This window comes from Nocardia sp. Marseille-Q1738 (genome assembly GCF_965283145.1).
Genome location: NZ_CBDIMS010000007.1, coordinates 144158 through 158173, shown reverse-complemented (window position 1 = coordinate 158173; position 14016 = coordinate 144158). Strand labels below are relative to the sequence as shown.

Genomic DNA, 14016 nt, shown 5'->3' with positions numbered 1-14016 from the left:
CTGTCGCCGGGTCCGTCGCGGCGGCCCGATCAGTCGGCGAAGACGGGCTTGCGCTTGGTGAGCATCGCCGTGGCGCCCTCGGCGAAATCCGGGGACCGCAACAACTCGGTCTGCCCGGCCTTTTCGGCGTCCAGCGCCGCGTCCAGCGAGGTCAGCGTGGCCTGGTTCAGTGCTTGCTTGGTGAGTTCCAGCGCGCGGCGCGGCCCCGCGGCGATCTTCGTGACGGCCTGCGCGACTGCGTCGTCGAGTTCGTTATCGGGGACGACCGCCGTGAACAATCCGGCGGCCCTCGCGGCAGGAGCGGGCAGCCGCTCGCCGAGCAGCGCCATACGCGCGGCAAGCGGTCGGCCGGCCGCCGCGGCGACCAGCGCGGCCGCACCGCCGTCGGGCATCAAGCCGATGTTGATGAAAGCCAACAGCAGGTAGGAATCCTCGCTGGCATAGACCAGGTCGGCGGCCAGCGCGATGCCGACGCCGACGCCCGCCGCGGCGCCCCGGATGCGCGCGATCACCGGGACCGGCGCGTCGACGATCGCGCGCACCAGCCGGTTCGCCGCGTCCATCACCATGTCCGAGGTGATGCCGCGGCGTGCTTCGTCCGCGCTCGCCGACAGGTCGGCGCCGGTGCAGAAGTCGCCGCCCTCGCCGGTCAAGACGATCACGCGCACCGCGCGGTCCTCGGCCGCGGCGTGGAAGGTGTCTCCGAGCGCGACCATCGTGTCGTAGTCGATGGCGTTCTTGCGCTTCGGCTTGGTGATCGTGACCCGGAGCACCTTGCCGTCCTTGACCGCCGTGAACCCCGTGGATGCCGTCGGCACGTCGGCGGCATCCACGGAATCGGTGTTGCTCATGTTTGCTCCTACGCTGGAATTCGGCAGATACCGGGCCATGAATAATGGTTAACTTTGCGAATTGTGGTTAACTTAGGTTCCATTGTCGGGCGCTGTCAACCAGCGCCGCCGGAGAACGGAGAGGTGCATGGTCGCGGATCGCAGCGAGATCGGTCTCGCTCCCGCGCGGCCCGACCCGGGAAGCAGGGCGGGTGCGGAACGCGCACCGCAGGTGCGGCGCCGCCCGAAGGACCGCAAGGTCCAGATCATCCGGGCTGCCGCGCGAGCGTTCAGCGAACGCGGGTACTACCCGGTGGGTGTGGACGAGATCGCGGCCGAGGTCGGGATCTCCGGTCCCGCGCTGTACCGGCATTTCACGAACAAGTACGCGCTGTTGGTCGCCGCCGCCGAGGAGGGCGCACGGCATCTGCTGACCGTCGCCCAGGCCGCCGACGACGTACGGCTCGACGCCGCGCAGCGCTTGGACGCCCTGATCCGCGCGATCAGCGAGCACACCATCGAGATCCGCCGCGAGGCCGGGCTCTACCGCTGGGAACGGCGCTATCTCGAACGTGCCGACCGCGTTCGGATCAAGAAGATCTACGACGACCTGAACAACACGCTCGCCGCGCCGATCGCGCTGCTGCGGCCCGCCGCGCCGCCCGCGGACGTGGCGATGCTGGCCGCGGGCGTGCTGAGCGCGATCGCGAGTATCGCCGCGCACCGCACCGCGCTGTCGAGTGCCAGACTGCTCCCTCTCCTGCACGAGATGGCCTGGGCCGTCCTGCGCACCGAACTGCCCGCCGCGCCGGCCGAACCGGACCCGGCCCAGCCCGTGCGCGGCATCCCGGTGACCTCGAAGCGGGAACAGCTGCTCACCGAGGCGATCCGGATCTTCGGCAGGCAGGGCTACCACGAGGCGAGCATCGAGGAGATCGGCGCCGCCGTGGGGATCAACGCCTCCAGCGTGTACCGGTACTTCGCGAGCAAGTCCGACTTGCTCGCCGCGGCTTTCTACCGCACCGGCGACCGGCTGGCCATCGCGATCACCGAGGCGCTGGCCGAGGCGACCAGCCGGGAGGACGCGGCGCGGCGCCTGGCCGACCGCTACGCCAAGCTCAGCTTCGCCATGCCGGAGATCATGCCGGTCTACTACGCCGAATTCAGCAACCTGCCGCAGTCCGAACAGCACAAGCTGCGCGCCATCCAGCGGCAGAACGTGCTGGAGTGGGCCAACCTGCTCGACGGAGACCCGGTGGAAGCGCGTTTCCGCGTGCACGCCGCCATCGGCCAGGTGATCGATGTGGGCAGGCTGATCCGATTCGATTCCCGCCCAGCGCAACTCGCGCGCGTCACGGCGCTGATGGACGCGGTGCTGCTCGGCTGAGCCTGCGCCGCTCAGGTGCGTGCGTGCCGGATCCGGAAGATCGTTCTGGCCAGCCGCAGATGCCGCGGGTGGCGGTCGAACGTGGACAGGTTCACCGGCGCCTGGTATCGCTTCCGCGCGATGGCCAGCGTCCGGCTGAACTCGCGCAGGCCCTGGTCGCCGTGGCTGTGGCCTTGCCCGTACTCGCCCACGCCGCCGAAGGGCAACGCCGGGATGCCCGCGTAGGCGGTGGAGGAGTTGATCGTCACCACGCCGACCCGCAGCCGCTCGGCGAAGGCCTCGATCTCGTGCACGTCCCGGGTGAACACCGACACCGCGACGTCGGTGCCGACCGCGTTGATCCGTTCGGCGGCGTCATCCATGCTCGCCACCTTGTTCACGATGAGCACCGGGCCGATGCCCTCGCCGGTGATGGCGCTGCTCTCCTCCGGCACCTCGGCCAGCACGATCGGCTCGATGTAGGGCTCGCGGATCGAGTCGAGCCCGCCGACCACCGCGCGGCCGCCGCGGGCCACCGCGTCGCGCACCTGCCTGCGCACCACCTCGACCTGTGACTCCATGATCATCGGGCCGTAGGACGCCTTCCGGTCCGCGCCCGGCCGCAGCTTACGGGCCTGGTCCACGACCAGTTCCAGAAAGCGGTCGTAGACCGACTGGGCGACGTAGGCCCGCTGGATACCGGTGGCGTTCTGCCCTGCGTTGGCCATCGCGCCGAACACCGCGGCCTCGGCGGCGTCGTCGAGCTTCGCGTCCACGTGCACGACCATGCTGCCCTTGCCGCTGCGCTCGACGACGACCGGCGTCATGGTCTGCGCGCACGCCGCGATCACCTCGCGGGCGCCCGCCTCCGGGCCGGCGTAGGCGATCTTGTCGACCTTGGCCCGGCACAGCGCCGTGCCGGTCGCGCTGTCGCCGGTAACCACTTGCAACACCGGTTGATTCGGCGCCAGCCGAGCCCAACTGTCCGCCAGCCACACTCCGACGCCGGTGGTCAGCTCATGCGGCTTGAACACCACCGCGTTGCCCGCCGCCATCGCGTAGGCGATCGAACCCAGCGGGGTGAACACCGGATTGTTCCACGGACCCAGCACCCCGACCACGCCGAGCGGCAGGTAGCCGACCGAGGCCCGCTGATTGCGGCTGAGCCAGCTGGAACCGATGCGCCGCCGGTCCAGCGCGCGGGCGGCGTTGCGCGCGGCCCAATCCAGGTTCTCCACCGCGAGCATCACCTCGATCGCGGCGTCCACCTCCGGCTTTCCGGTTTCTTCGCACAGCAGGGCGACCAATTCGCCCGAGCGCCGGGCGATATCGCGCTTCCAATCCAGCAGCCAGCGCTTGCGAGTGCTGAATCCCAGCTCCGCCCACCACTTTTCGGCGGCGCGGGCAGTGCGCACGGCGCGGTTGAGTTCGCCGGTGCCCATCACGGCGTAGTTGCCCACCACCTCGCCGGTGCGCGGATCGTAGGACGTGAGCACGTTCGTTCGGCCCGTTCCTCCCGGACGCGCCGCCACCCATGGCTGCGCGGACTCGGCCATGATCACCTCTCGCAGTGTCGAAACCAGCGTGCGGACCGCTCAGCGGGGCACAGCCGCGGACGAGTGAGTGTGGTCCCCCACAAAGCAGACTATGGGCAGGCACGGCGGCCCGACAAGGCTCGGCCGCCACCACCTGAACGCCCCGGATCGTCCTCACCAGCATCGATCCCTTGCGCGGCGGATTGGGAGCCGGAAATGTGAGTAAGGACACAATTGATGCGCGCCGCACTGGGCGGCTGCCTCGCCTTCGCTCGGCCCGGCGCAGGCCGAGGACGTAATACGTCCGACAGCGCGTTTTACGCGGCTGCCTCAGCCTTCGCTCGGCCCCGGCGCGGGCTGTGGACAGACTACGTCCGGCTGCGCCCCCAACGGACCGGCCGCGAGGCGAAAGCCGCGGCGAGCGGGCCGGTAACATCACGCCGAGCGCGACGGATCACCAATCCGAGCGCACCATGCGCTCGGGCGACCTCGTCGCCGCACCGGCCGATAGTGGAGAGTTGATGCCGAGTTCCAACCAAGCAGATTCGCGTGCGGGTGAGCCAGCGGTCCGGGTAGTGGACGTCCGCAAGTCATTCGGCGACGTGCATGCACTGCAGGGCATCAGCTTCGTCGCCGAACGCGCCTCCGTCCTTGGCATCCTCGGCCCCAACGGCGCGGGCAAGACGACCATGGTGAAGGTCCTCGCCACCCTTTTGCGGCCGGACTCCGGCACCGCCGTGGTCGCCGGGCACGACGTGCTGAAGGACCCGGCGGGTGTGCGCCGGTCGATCATGATGACCGGGCAGTATGCGGCGCTGGACGAGAACCTCTCCGGCCGGGAGAACCTGGAGCTGTTCGGCAGGCTGATGGGCCTGGGCAAGTCCGCGGCACGCAAGCGCGCCGACACGTTGCTCGAGGAATTCGATCTGGTGAGCGCGGGCCGCCGTGCGGTGCGCAACTACTCGGGTGGCATGCGCCGCCGGGTGGACATCGCCTGCGGCTTGGTCGTGCGTCCCGAGGTGGTGTTCCTCGACGAGCCGACCACCGGCCTCGACCCGCGCAGCCGCCAGGGCGTCTGGGATCTGGTGACCGCGCTGAAGACGCAGGGCATCACGGTGCTGCTCACCACGCAGTACCTCGAGGAAGCCGACGTGCTCAGCGACAACATCATCGTGATCGACAAGGGCACGGTGATCGCCGAGGGCACCGCCGACGAACTCAAGGAGAAGACCGGCGGCAGCTACTGCGAAGTGGTCCCGCTGGATCCGACCAGGCTGCGCACCGCCGCGTACGCGCTCGGTGACCTGGTGCCGCCCGCGGTCATGGCAGATCTGGACGGCGGCGATCGGCTGTCCATCCCGGCGCCCGAGGGCGCGGTGACGCTGACCGAGGCGCTGCGCAGGCTGGACAGCGCGGGTGTGGAGTTGGCCGACATCGCGTTGCGCCGCCCCTCGCTCGACGACGTGTTCCTGTCCATCACCGGACACTCGGGCGGTCACGCGTGACCGCTGCGACCGCCCCGGAAACCCCACCGGCTGCGGCGACGCTGTTCGGCGACCTGCCCGTGGCGCGGCCGTCGGCCTTCGCGCAGTGGCGCGCGCTGACCGGCCGCATCGTCCGCACCATGGCCACCAAAGGCGAGCTGATCGCCGCGGTGGTCACGCCGCTGGTCTTCACCGTCGGCTTCTACCTGCCGCTGCGCTACGTGATGAAGTTCCAGGGCGTCGACTACGCGCAGTACGTCATGCCGATCATCGTGCTGCAGACCATGGCCTTCACGATGATGTCGAACGCGCAGGTGGCCGCGTTCGAGGCGATGACCGGGTTGAGCACCCGATTGCAGACCATGCCGATCGGCACGCTGGTGCCGTTCTCCGCGCGCATCAGCGCCGGGCTGGTCCGGTCGGTCACCTCCCTCGCCGCGGCGGTGCTCTTCGGGCACATCATCGGATTCCGCTTCGTCGCTGGTTTCGGCCAAGCGGTGCTGTTCTGCGTCTTCTCCCTCGCCATCGGCACGGTGCTGGCGATCGGCGCCGACGCGCTCGGCAGTCTGACCAAGAGCCCGGAATCGCTGAGCCAGGCCCTGACCCTGCCGACGCTGATCTTCGGCATGCTCTCCTGCGGCTTCGTGCCCGAACGCAGCTTCCCGGAGTGGATTCGTCCCTTCGTGCGCAACCAGCCGATCTCCCAGTTCTCCTTCGCCCTGCGCGATATGGCGGCGGACGGCGTGACCTGGCAGGTGTTGTGGGTGCCGCTGGTGTGGGTGATCGGGCTCGCGGCGGCGTTCGTTCCGTTGGCGATCTGGGCGAGTGTGAGGCGGTCATGAGTTCTGTGGAGACGACCATGACGCCCGAGCGGATCGGCCCGTCGGCGCTGCCGGAGGTGGCGCCGCGCCCGGAGGGTTCGGTCCGCAACTGGGCCACGCACAGTCTGGTCCAATGCAAGCGACTGCTGCGGGTGTGGGCGCGCGATCCGGCGACGACGATCCAGACGCTGCTGTATCCGGCACTCACCCTGCTCATGTTCCGCATCGTGCTCGGCGACTCGATCACCCTGGCCACCGGCCAGCCGAGCGTCTACGGAACCGTTCCGATGATCACGCTCGTCGCGGCCATGTCCGGCGCGGTGGTCAGCGCGCTCGGCTTCAAGGTGGAGAAGCTCACCGGACTGCTCGGCCGGTTCTGGACCATGCCGGTCCATCGCGCGGCCGGATTGACCGGCCGCCTGCTCGCCGAGGCGATCCGGGTGCTGGTCACCACGCTGTTCGTGATCGCCGTCGGCTTCACCATCGGCTTCCGCTTCGATCAGGGACCGCTGGCGGCGCTGGCGCTGATCGGCATTCCGGTGCTGTTCGGTGTGGCGTTCGCGGTGCTGGTCACCGCGGTGGCGACGATGTCGGAGGGTGTGATGCTGGTGAACACCATCGGCCTGATCAGCACCTTGCTGATGTTCTTCAACTCCGGATTCGTCCCGACGTTCGTCTACCCGACGTGGCTGCAAGACGTCGTCGGCAACCAGCCGATGAGCTGCGCCATCGACGCGATGAAGGGCCTGTCCTACGGCGGCCCGGTGGCCGAACCGCTGCTGAAGACAGTCGCCTGGGTGATCGGGCTGATCGCGGTGTTCGCCTATCCCGCGATCCGCGGCTACCGGCGCGCGGCCGAGACCGGCGCCTGATCGAAGTCGTAGTCCAGCCAGCGATTCCGGTTGGTCCAACCGACCAGGTCGTAGCGCCAGCGGAACGGCCAGGTGTGCGCGACCGTGTTGAACAGCACGGCGCCGAGGGCGGAGTAGTCGTCGTGCGCGGACAGCAGGGCGCGCTGGCCGCGCGGGGAGGCGCTGAAGAAGGCGTCGAACATGGCAATGGACTGTTCGGTGGTGAGCCTGCCCAGGCCGTAGAGTCCACGCATCCGCATCCAATACACCAGTCGAGCGCGTGGCGGCCACAGTGCGGCGATCGGATCGCGGCCCTGGCGCAGCGCGGTGATCGCGGTGTCGGCCAGCGCCAGTGAGTCGGCCACGCTGTAGCCGGTGCACGGGTGCATCATGCCGCCGCGCGAACCGAACGGAATCGCCCTGGCCTCGCCTTTTCGCGGCGGTGGCTGGTCGAGCGGATAGTGCGCCGCCTCGCTCGGTTCGGCGCCGGTGAGCCGGATGCCGTGCGCGGCGAGGCGGTTGAGCGTGCGCTTGCGCAGTTCGTGCTGCGGCATGCCGCCGCGCAGCCCGAGACTGGTCTCCTCGAAGATCACCGTGCCGTCGCCGACCGGCACCGCGTAGAGGAACGACGGCGGCTCGTCGGGGCCCGCGCCGTTCTCCGGCCGCCAGTCCAGCAGCAAACCCTCGCCATCGGAGACCATCGGCGCGGCGGTCTCGGCGTCGACGAAAATACCGTGCGCGCTCGCCGCCCTGCGACGTCCGAGGGTGGGCAGCCCGCGGGTGTCGAACACCGCTGTGGCGGTATGCACGGTACCGTCGGCGAGTTCCACCTCATGCGCATCCACCCGGGTGGCCCGGCCCGCGACGACGGTGGCATCGTCGAGCGGGAGCGCCGCGCGCAGACCGGGTTTGGACAGCACGCAGTAGGGCCGATCGATGCGATGCTCGGTTTTCGTCCAGACCGTGGGCGCCGGGATCGTGGTCGCGATGGCGGCCGACGGCAGCCAATCCGGCAATTCGTCCACCCAGCAGGAGAAGGTCGGCGGCCATAAGCGGTCGGGACGTGGATCGATCGCGGTCACCGACAGTCCGGACCGCAGTGCGCGGTGGGCGAGTGCCCGCCCGGCCGGGCCGAGTCCGACCACGCACACATCGACTTCCCGGACCGCGCTGACACCCATAGGGGCATTCAATCCGCTGGGCCGACGCGAGCGCAACTATTCCGATCACGCGAGCCCAAGTAATTCGGGTCTCGCGATATCCGCCACAAACGGGTCTCGGTGCGAATTCCATTTCGCGCGTGCCCCCAGAATCAGTGGCCCAGCAACTTCAGTCATGAAATGCCTTGCGGCGCAGCATAGCCTGACCTCGGAACGCGATGCGTTCCGGGATTCTGGATAAGGGGCATCATGAGAGGAAGCCACCTCCGCCGGCTCGTGCTGTGCGCCGCCACCGTCGGCGCGGCCGCGTCGGCGGTCGTACCGGCGCAGGCGAACGCGGCACCCGCGGAGTCTTCTGTCGTTTCCGTGCAGGAGCACAGCGCTCGCAGTCTGACCTTGACGGTGCATTCCGCCGCCATGGATCTCGACATTCCGGTCGAAGTGCAGCGCGCCGCGGATACCAGTGTGCCGCGTCCGGTGCTGTACCTGCTGCTCGGTGCGGGGGGCGGCAGCGATGGCTCCACCTGGGCCACGAAAACCGATGCGATGCAATTCCTCTCGGACAAGAACGTGCACGCGGTGACGCCGATCGGCGGGATGTTCAGCTACTACGCGGACTGGCAGAAGGACGACCCGAGGCTCGGGCGCCAGAAATGGAAGACGTTCCTGAGCAGCGAATTGCCGCCGCTGATCAACGCGTATCTCGGGACCAGCGGACGCAACGCGGTCGCGGGTTTCTCGATGTCGGGTACCACGACACTCGCCCTCGCCGCGACCACCGGTGACCTGTTCTCCAGCGTCGCGGCCTACAGCGGGTGCGCGCAGACCAGCGATCCGGTGGGTCGCGAGTTCATCCGGCTCACCGTCGAGGAGTGGGGATGGGCGGAGATGGACAACATGTGGGGTCCCGCGGACGACCCGCAGTGGCGAGCCAACGATCCCTACGTACAAGCGGAGGGGCTGCGCGGAAAATCGATCTACATCTCCAGCGGAAATGGGCTTCCCGGTGTCTACGACGTGTACGGCGGAAAGTATTCGCTGCCCGGCGCATGGGGTTTCTCGAATCAAATCGTGCTCGGCGGGGTCATCGAGGCAGCGGCCAATTATTGCTCGCAGAATATGAAGGCCCGGTTGGACAGCCTGGGAATTCCCGCGCGATACAACTTCCGGCCGGAAGGCACCCATACCTGGGGCTACTGGGAGGACGCGCTGAAGGACTCGTGGCCGACGCTGGCCGCCCCACTGGGAATCTGATCCCCGGGACTTCGAGATGACTATTCGCTCGTACGCCGCGCGGATCGCCGGTCTGCTGGTCGCCGCTGCCTGTACGGCCGTGCTGCACATGCCGAACGCGCTCGCCGTGCCGCAGCTGCCACCGCTGGACGGCGCCAACGATTGGTCCTGCCGTCCCACGCAGGCGCGGCCCGAGCCGGTGGTGCTCTTGCACGGGTCGGGCACCGATGCCGTCCGCAGTTTCCTCTTGCTCGCGCCCGCGTTGCGGGCCGAGGGGCACTGTGTGTTCGCCGCGAATCTCGGTGCGGCGCCGGCCGTTGTCGACGCGGTGAGTGGCCAGACCGGTTCCGGCTCGACCGGTATGGGGCCGATCGGCGCCGCGTTGCTGGGGCGGGTGGTCTACGGCGTGGCCGACATCGATCGGATGGCCGCGGAACTCGCCGATGTCGTGGAAGCGGTACGGAACACGACCGGGGCGAGCCGGGTGGCGCTGGTCGGGCATTCCACCGGCGGCACCGTGATCCGGCAATACCTGCGAGCCCGCGGCGCGGACGCGGTGTCGCAGGTGGTGACCATGGGAACGCCGTATCGCGGTTCGACGTGGGCCGGGTTGCGCGGCACCTATCCAGACCTGGCCTCGCTGGGCCTGGGCAACACGCAGATCGCCGCCCAGGTCTACGGAACTCCGGGACAGCAGCAGGTGGTCGGGTCACCGCTGCTGAACCGGCTGAACGCGGGAGGCGAGACCGTGCCCGGTCTCCGGTACACGGCCATCGCCTCCCGCGCCGACGAAGTGATCACGCCGCAGGACACCGCCCTGCTCGCCGCCCCCGCCGAGGGCGACCGCAATGTCTGGCTCCAGGACGGCTGCCCCGGCAACACCGCGAACCACAGCGGATTGCTTTCCGACCCGCGTACCGCCGAGGCCGTTCTCTCGGCACTCGCGGCCGACGCCCGCCCCTTGCCGTGCTGAGTGGTTGCCCTATTTGGGTGTCACCCAGGTGGTGATGTCGGCGTGCACGACCTCCAGGCCGTGCTTGTCGTAGATCGACACCGGCACCACCAGTTCGCGGCCTTCGGTGAAGGTCGCGAAGTCGGGCACCTCGGCCAGCTTCGCGACCGCGCGCAGACCGGTCTCCGCCTTGGCGAGGTACTGCACGTTCATCGCCTTCGGAATCCACCGGTGTGTCGCGGGAACGGTCGCCTCGCTCAGCATGCCCATCGCGACCTCGGCCAAGTTGCACGCCGCGATGGCATGAAACGTGCCCAGATGGTTGTGGATGCCGAACCATTTCGGCGAGGTCACCTCGCACAGCCCCGGTTCCAGCCGGACCACGTTCGGCAGCACCGTGCCGAAGTAGGGCACCCGAGCCACCATCCCCAGCGAGAACAGGGCGTGCCCCAGCCGGTTGTCCGGCAGCTTCTTCCAGCCGCGATAGGTCGCGGTCTCGTTCGTCATGGGCCCGTATCTTACTCGCAAGTAAGTTCGCCGTGCGCACCTGATTTGAAGTGTCGGCAGGGCGTCGGGCATACTGTTCGGGTTGCCTTGCACCGGGCCGTGTCCGTTTCCTCGTGAAACGGGTGGTCGGGCAGGGCGAGCAGTACCCCATCGTGTACCTCGCCGGGTTTCTGGCGTGGGTACGTCCGGGACAGTGTTCCAGGCCTGAGATGCTTTGCGATCCAGAGCCGAGGAATGAGCGGACGGGCGACACGCCCGACCGCGTGGACCGGAGAACCATGACAGATGAACAGCGGCGAGGATCGGGCATGCCCGGTCGCGGTCTCCACTGAGACGTCTTCGTGTGTTCGGGCTGTGCAAATTGAGGGTGGTCCAGATGGCTGGCTAGCCAGCTTCCGGATCACGAAGGAAAGCGGAGAAAAGGACACTTAGCGTGGCGGGACAAAAGATCCGCATCAGGCTCAAGGCCTATGACCACGAGGCGATCGACGCATCGGCGCGCAAGATCGTGGAGACGGTGACCCGCACCGGGGCACGCGTCGTCGGCCCGGTGCCGTTGCCCACCGAGAAGAACGTGTACTGCGTCATCCGTTCGCCGCACAAGTACAAGGACTCGCGCGAGCACTTCGAGATGCGTACGCACAAGCGCCTTATCGACATCCTCGACCCGACGCCGAAGACGGTGGACGCGCTCATGCGCATCGACCTGCCGGCCAGCGTCGACGTCAACATTCAGTGACGGGGACTCGAGAAATGACTGACAACAAGAACAGGCCTGCCGCCGGCATCCTGGGCACCAAGCTCGGTATGACCCAGGTCTTCGACGACAAGAACCGCGTCGTTCCCGTGACCGTCATCAAGGCGGGGCCGAACGTCGTCACCCAGATCCGCACCGTGGAGCGCGACGGCTACAGCGCCGTCCAGGTCGCGTTCGGCGCCATCGACCCGCGCAAGGTGAACAAGCCGGTCTCCGGTCAGTTCGCCAAGGCCGGTGTCACTCCCCGCCGCCACGTCGCCGAGATCCGCGTCGCGGACCCCTCCACCTTCGAGGTCGGCCAGGAGATCAACGCCGACGTGTTCGAAGAGGGCAGCTACGTCGACGTCACCGGCACCAGCAAGGGCAAGGGCTTCGCCGGCACCATGAAGCGCCACGGCTTCCGTGGTCAGGGCGCCTCGCACGGTGCGCAGGCGGTGCACCGCCGCCCGGGTTCGATCGGTGGCTGCGCCACCCCCGGCCGCGTGTTCAAGGGCATGCGCATGTCGGGCCGGATGGGTAACGACCGGGTCACCACGCAGAACCTTTCGGTGCACAAGGTGGACGCCGAGAACGGTCTGCTGCTGATCAAGGGAGCGATCCCGGGTCGCAAGGGCGGCGTCGTGATCGTCAAGAGCGCCGTGAAGGGTGGTGCGCACGCATGACCAGCCTCGAGAAGAAGGCCAACCTCACGCTGCCGGTCAAGGAGATCGGCGGCAAGACCAACGGCACCGTCGAGCTCCCCGCGGAGATCTTCGACGTGACCGCCAACATCGCGCTGATGCACCAGGTCGTCGTGGCCCAGGAGGCCGCGGCTCGCCAGGGCACCCACGCGACCAAGACCCGTGGCGAGGTGCGCGGTGGCGGCAAGAAGCCGTACCGGCAGAAGGGCACCGGTCGCGCCCGCCAGGGTTCGACCCGCGCGCCGCAGTTCACCGGCGGTGGCACCGTGCACGGCCCGCAGCCGCGCGACTACAGCCAGCGCCTGCCCAAGAAGATGAAGGCCGCCGCTCTGCGTGGCGCCCTGTCCGACCGGGCCCGCAACGAGCGCATCCACGTGATCACCGAACTGGTGGCCGGCCAGACCCCGTCCACCAAGACCGCCAAGACCTTCCTGGCCGAGCTGTCGGATCGCAAGAAGTTCCTGGTGGTGGTCGGCCGCGAGGACGTCGCCGCGTGGAAGAGCCTGGCGAACCTGCAGAACGTGCACCCGATCGCTCCGGACCAGCTCAACACCCGCGACGTGCTCAACAGCGACGACGTGGTGTTCAGCGTCGAGGCGCTCAACGCGTTCGTGCACGGCCCGGCCGAGGCTGCACAGGAGGAGAGCAAGTGACCACCATCGCCGACCCCCGCGACATTCTGCTGGCGCCGGTCATCTCCGAGAAGTCCTACGGGCTGATCGAGGAAGGCACCTACACCTTCCTGGTGCACCCGGACTCCAACAAGACGCAGATCAAGATCGCCGTGGAGAAGGTCTTCGGTGTGAAGGTGACCAGCGTCAACACCGCCAACCGTCAGGGCAAGCGCAAGCGGACCCGCTTCGGTTACGGCAAGCGCAAGAACACCAAGCGCGCGCTCGTGACCATCTCGGCCGACAGCAAGCCCATCGAGATCTTCGGAGGCCCGGTCGCGTAAGCGCCTGGGATTCCAGAAAGCAGAGAAGAACTCATGGCAATCCGTAAGTACAAGCCGACAACGCCGGGCCGTCGTGGCGCCAGCGTCTCGGACTTCGCCGAGATCACCCGGTCGACCCCGGAGAAGTCGCTGCTGCGCCCGCTGTCCAAGTCCGGCGGCCGCAACGCCCACGGCCGGATCACCACCCGCCACCGCGGTGGCGGTCACAAGCGTGCCTACCGTCTGATCGACTTCCGTCGCCTGGACAAGGACGGCATCCCGGCCAAGGTCGCGCACATCGAGTACGACCCGAACCGGACCGCGAACATCGCGCTGCTGCACTACGTGGACGGCGAGAAGCGCTACATCATCGCTCCCAAGGGCGTGACGCAGGGCACCCGCATCGAGTCCGGCCCGACCGCCGACATCAAGCCGGGCAACAACTTGCCGCTGCGCAACATCCCGACCGGTACCACCATCCACGCGGTGGAGCTGCGTCCCGGCGGCGGCGCCAAGCTGGCCCGTTCCGCTGGTATGAGCATCCAGCTGCTGGGTAAGGAAGGCCCCTACGCCACGCTGCGTATGCCCTCCGGTGAGATCCGCCGCGTCGACGTGCGCTGCCGCGCCACCGTCGGCGAGGTCGGCAACGCCGAGCAGTCGAACATCAACTGGGGCAAGGCCGGCCGCATGCGCTGGAAGGGTCGCCGCCCCACGGTCCGTGGTGTCGTCATGAACCCGGTCGACCACCCGCATGGTGGTGGTGAGGGCAAGACCTCCGGTGGTCGCCACCCGGTCTCGCCGTGGGGTCAGCCGGAAGGCCGCACCCGCAAGCCCAACCGTCCGAGCGACAAGCTCATCGTCCGCCGTCGCAAGACCGGCAAGAAGCGCTGAAGGAGGAGGTAAGAA

The 14016-nt window shown here is 68.4% G+C and carries 15 protein-coding genes; 11 read left to right on the top strand and 4 right to left on the bottom strand.

Annotated features, from left to right (window positions below):
• Positions 1-29: 29 nt before the first annotated feature.
• Positions 30-851 carry an enoyl-CoA hydratase gene (locus ACWPXK_RS24150; RefSeq protein ID WP_454198454.1) on the bottom strand — a complete coding sequence of 274 codons (822 nt, stop codon included), beginning with the start codon at positions 849-851 and terminating at the stop codon, positions 30-32.
• Between the two features lie 127 nt (positions 852-978).
• On the opposite strand from ACWPXK_RS24150, the gene ACWPXK_RS24145 reads away from it, so the two are divergent.
• Positions 979-2217, top strand: coding sequence for a TetR/AcrR family transcriptional regulator (locus tag ACWPXK_RS24145; RefSeq protein ID WP_454198453.1), 1239 nt, complete (start codon positions 979-981; stop codon positions 2215-2217).
• Positions 2218-2228: 11 nt separating this feature from the next.
• Here ACWPXK_RS24145 and ACWPXK_RS24140 read toward each other — a convergent pair whose 3' ends face one another.
• The gene (locus ACWPXK_RS24140) at positions 2229-3752 is read right to left on the bottom strand and encodes an aldehyde dehydrogenase family protein (protein WP_454198583.1); all 1524 of its coding nucleotides are present in this window, start codon (positions 3750-3752) and stop codon (positions 2229-2231) included.
• A gap of 500 nt (positions 3753-4252) precedes the next feature.
• Here ACWPXK_RS24140 and ACWPXK_RS24135 point away from each other — a divergent pair, with 500 nt between their 5' ends.
• From ACWPXK_RS24135 to ACWPXK_RS24125, 3 genes are read left to right on the top strand one after another with little or no spacing between them, the layout of a single operon-like run.
• Entirely contained in the window at positions 4253-5236 is a 984-nt protein-coding gene (locus ACWPXK_RS24135; RefSeq protein WP_454198452.1) for an ATP-binding cassette domain-containing protein, read from the top strand.
• Positions 5233-6057 carry an ABC transporter permease gene (locus ACWPXK_RS24130; RefSeq protein WP_454198451.1) on the top strand — a complete coding sequence of 275 codons (825 nt, stop codon included), beginning with the start codon at positions 5233-5235 and terminating at the stop codon, positions 6055-6057. The genes ACWPXK_RS24135 and ACWPXK_RS24130 overlap by 4 nt, the downstream gene beginning before the upstream one ends.
• Complete coding sequence (locus ACWPXK_RS24125) at positions 6054-6908, top strand: ABC transporter permease (protein WP_454198450.1); 855 nt, start codon at positions 6054-6056, stop codon at positions 6906-6908. The genes ACWPXK_RS24130 and ACWPXK_RS24125 overlap by 4 nt, the downstream gene beginning before the upstream one ends.
• Here ACWPXK_RS24125 and ACWPXK_RS24120 read toward each other — a convergent pair.
• On the bottom strand, positions 6878-8068 hold the full coding sequence (locus ACWPXK_RS24120; RefSeq protein ID WP_454198449.1) for a lycopene cyclase family protein: 1191 nt from the start codon (positions 8066-8068) through the stop codon (positions 6878-6880). The two genes, ACWPXK_RS24125 and ACWPXK_RS24120, sit on opposite strands and share 31 nt — an antisense overlap.
• Before the next feature lie 228 nt (positions 8069-8296).
• Between ACWPXK_RS24120 and ACWPXK_RS24115 the strand changes: the two genes are divergently transcribed.
• Both ACWPXK_RS24115 and ACWPXK_RS24110 read left to right on the top strand, forming a co-directional pair.
• Complete coding sequence (locus ACWPXK_RS24115; RefSeq protein WP_454198448.1) at positions 8297-9301, top strand: alpha/beta hydrolase; 1005 nt, start codon at positions 8297-8299, stop codon at positions 9299-9301.
• Positions 9302-9317: 16 nt separating this feature from the next.
• Positions 9318-10253 carry an esterase/lipase family protein gene (locus ACWPXK_RS24110; RefSeq protein WP_454198447.1) on the top strand — a complete coding sequence of 312 codons (936 nt, stop codon included), beginning with the start codon at positions 9318-9320 and terminating at the stop codon, positions 10251-10253.
• Between the two features lie 9 nt (positions 10254-10262).
• On the opposite strand, the gene ACWPXK_RS24105 is transcribed toward ACWPXK_RS24110, so the two are convergent.
• On the bottom strand, positions 10263-10739 hold the full coding sequence (locus ACWPXK_RS24105) for a hotdog fold domain-containing protein (protein ID WP_357730904.1): 477 nt from the start codon (positions 10737-10739) through the stop codon (positions 10263-10265).
• Positions 10740-11172: 433 nt separating this feature from the next.
• Between ACWPXK_RS24105 and rpsJ the strand changes: the two genes are divergently transcribed.
• Genes rpsJ through rplB form a run of 5 tightly spaced genes read left to right on the top strand, consistent with a single transcriptional unit; the run spans position 11173 to position 14001 of the window.
• Positions 11173-11478, top strand: coding sequence for a 30S ribosomal protein S10 (gene rpsJ / locus ACWPXK_RS24100; protein ID WP_003938093.1), 306 nt, complete (start codon positions 11173-11175; stop codon positions 11476-11478).
• A gap of 14 nt (positions 11479-11492) precedes the next feature.
• Positions 11493-12158 carry a 50S ribosomal protein L3 gene (gene rplC / locus ACWPXK_RS24095; protein WP_454198446.1) on the top strand — a complete coding sequence of 222 codons (666 nt, stop codon included), beginning with the start codon at positions 11493-11495 and terminating at the stop codon, positions 12156-12158.
• The gene (gene rplD / locus ACWPXK_RS24090) at positions 12155-12829 is read left to right on the top strand and encodes a 50S ribosomal protein L4 (protein WP_454198445.1); all 675 of its coding nucleotides are present in this window, start codon (positions 12155-12157) and stop codon (positions 12827-12829) included. The genes rplC and rplD overlap by 4 nt, the downstream gene beginning before the upstream one ends.
• Positions 12826-13131: a 50S ribosomal protein L23 gene (gene rplW / locus ACWPXK_RS24085; protein ID WP_011207266.1), complete on the top strand. Its 306-nt coding sequence runs from the start codon at positions 12826-12828 to the stop codon at positions 13129-13131. The genes rplD and rplW overlap by 4 nt, the downstream gene beginning before the upstream one ends.
• Before the next feature lie 33 nt (positions 13132-13164).
• Complete coding sequence (rplB, locus tag ACWPXK_RS24080; RefSeq protein ID WP_364329921.1) at positions 13165-14001, top strand: 50S ribosomal protein L2; 837 nt, start codon at positions 13165-13167, stop codon at positions 13999-14001.
• The last annotated feature ends 15 nt before the right edge of the window (positions 14002-14016 follow it).

Excerpts from the sequence above, each read along its gene's own strand:
- ACWPXK_RS24150 (WP_454198454.1), bottom strand. The coding sequence starts at position 851 with ATGAGCAACACCGATTCCGTGGATGCCGCCGACGTGCCGACGGCATCC.
- ACWPXK_RS24145 (WP_454198453.1), top strand. The coding sequence starts at position 979 with ATGGTCGCGGATCGCAGCGAGATCGGTCTCGCTCCCGCGCGGCCCGAC.
- ACWPXK_RS24140 (WP_454198583.1), bottom strand. The coding sequence starts at position 3,752 with ATGGCCGAGTCCGCGCAGCCATGGGTGGCGGCGCGTCCGGGAGGAACG.
- ACWPXK_RS24135 (WP_454198452.1), top strand. The coding sequence starts at position 4,253 with ATGCCGAGTTCCAACCAAGCAGATTCGCGTGCGGGTGAGCCAGCGGTC.
- ACWPXK_RS24125 (WP_454198450.1), top strand. The coding sequence starts at position 6,054 with ATGAGTTCTGTGGAGACGACCATGACGCCCGAGCGGATCGGCCCGTCG.
- ACWPXK_RS24120 (WP_454198449.1), bottom strand. The coding sequence starts at position 8,068 with ATGGGTGTCAGCGCGGTCCGGGAAGTCGATGTGTGCGTGGTCGGACTC.
- ACWPXK_RS24115 (WP_454198448.1), top strand. The coding sequence starts at position 8,297 with ATGAGAGGAAGCCACCTCCGCCGGCTCGTGCTGTGCGCCGCCACCGTC.
- ACWPXK_RS24110 (WP_454198447.1), top strand. The coding sequence starts at position 9,318 with ATGACTATTCGCTCGTACGCCGCGCGGATCGCCGGTCTGCTGGTCGCC.
- ACWPXK_RS24105 (WP_357730904.1), bottom strand. The coding sequence starts at position 10,739 with ATGACGAACGAGACCGCGACCTATCGCGGCTGGAAGAAGCTGCCGGAC.
- rplC (WP_454198446.1), top strand. The coding sequence starts at position 11,493 with ATGACTGACAACAAGAACAGGCCTGCCGCCGGCATCCTGGGCACCAAG.
- rplD (WP_454198445.1), top strand. The coding sequence starts at position 12,155 with ATGACCAGCCTCGAGAAGAAGGCCAACCTCACGCTGCCGGTCAAGGAG.
- rplB (WP_364329921.1), top strand. The coding sequence starts at position 13,165 with ATGGCAATCCGTAAGTACAAGCCGACAACGCCGGGCCGTCGTGGCGCC.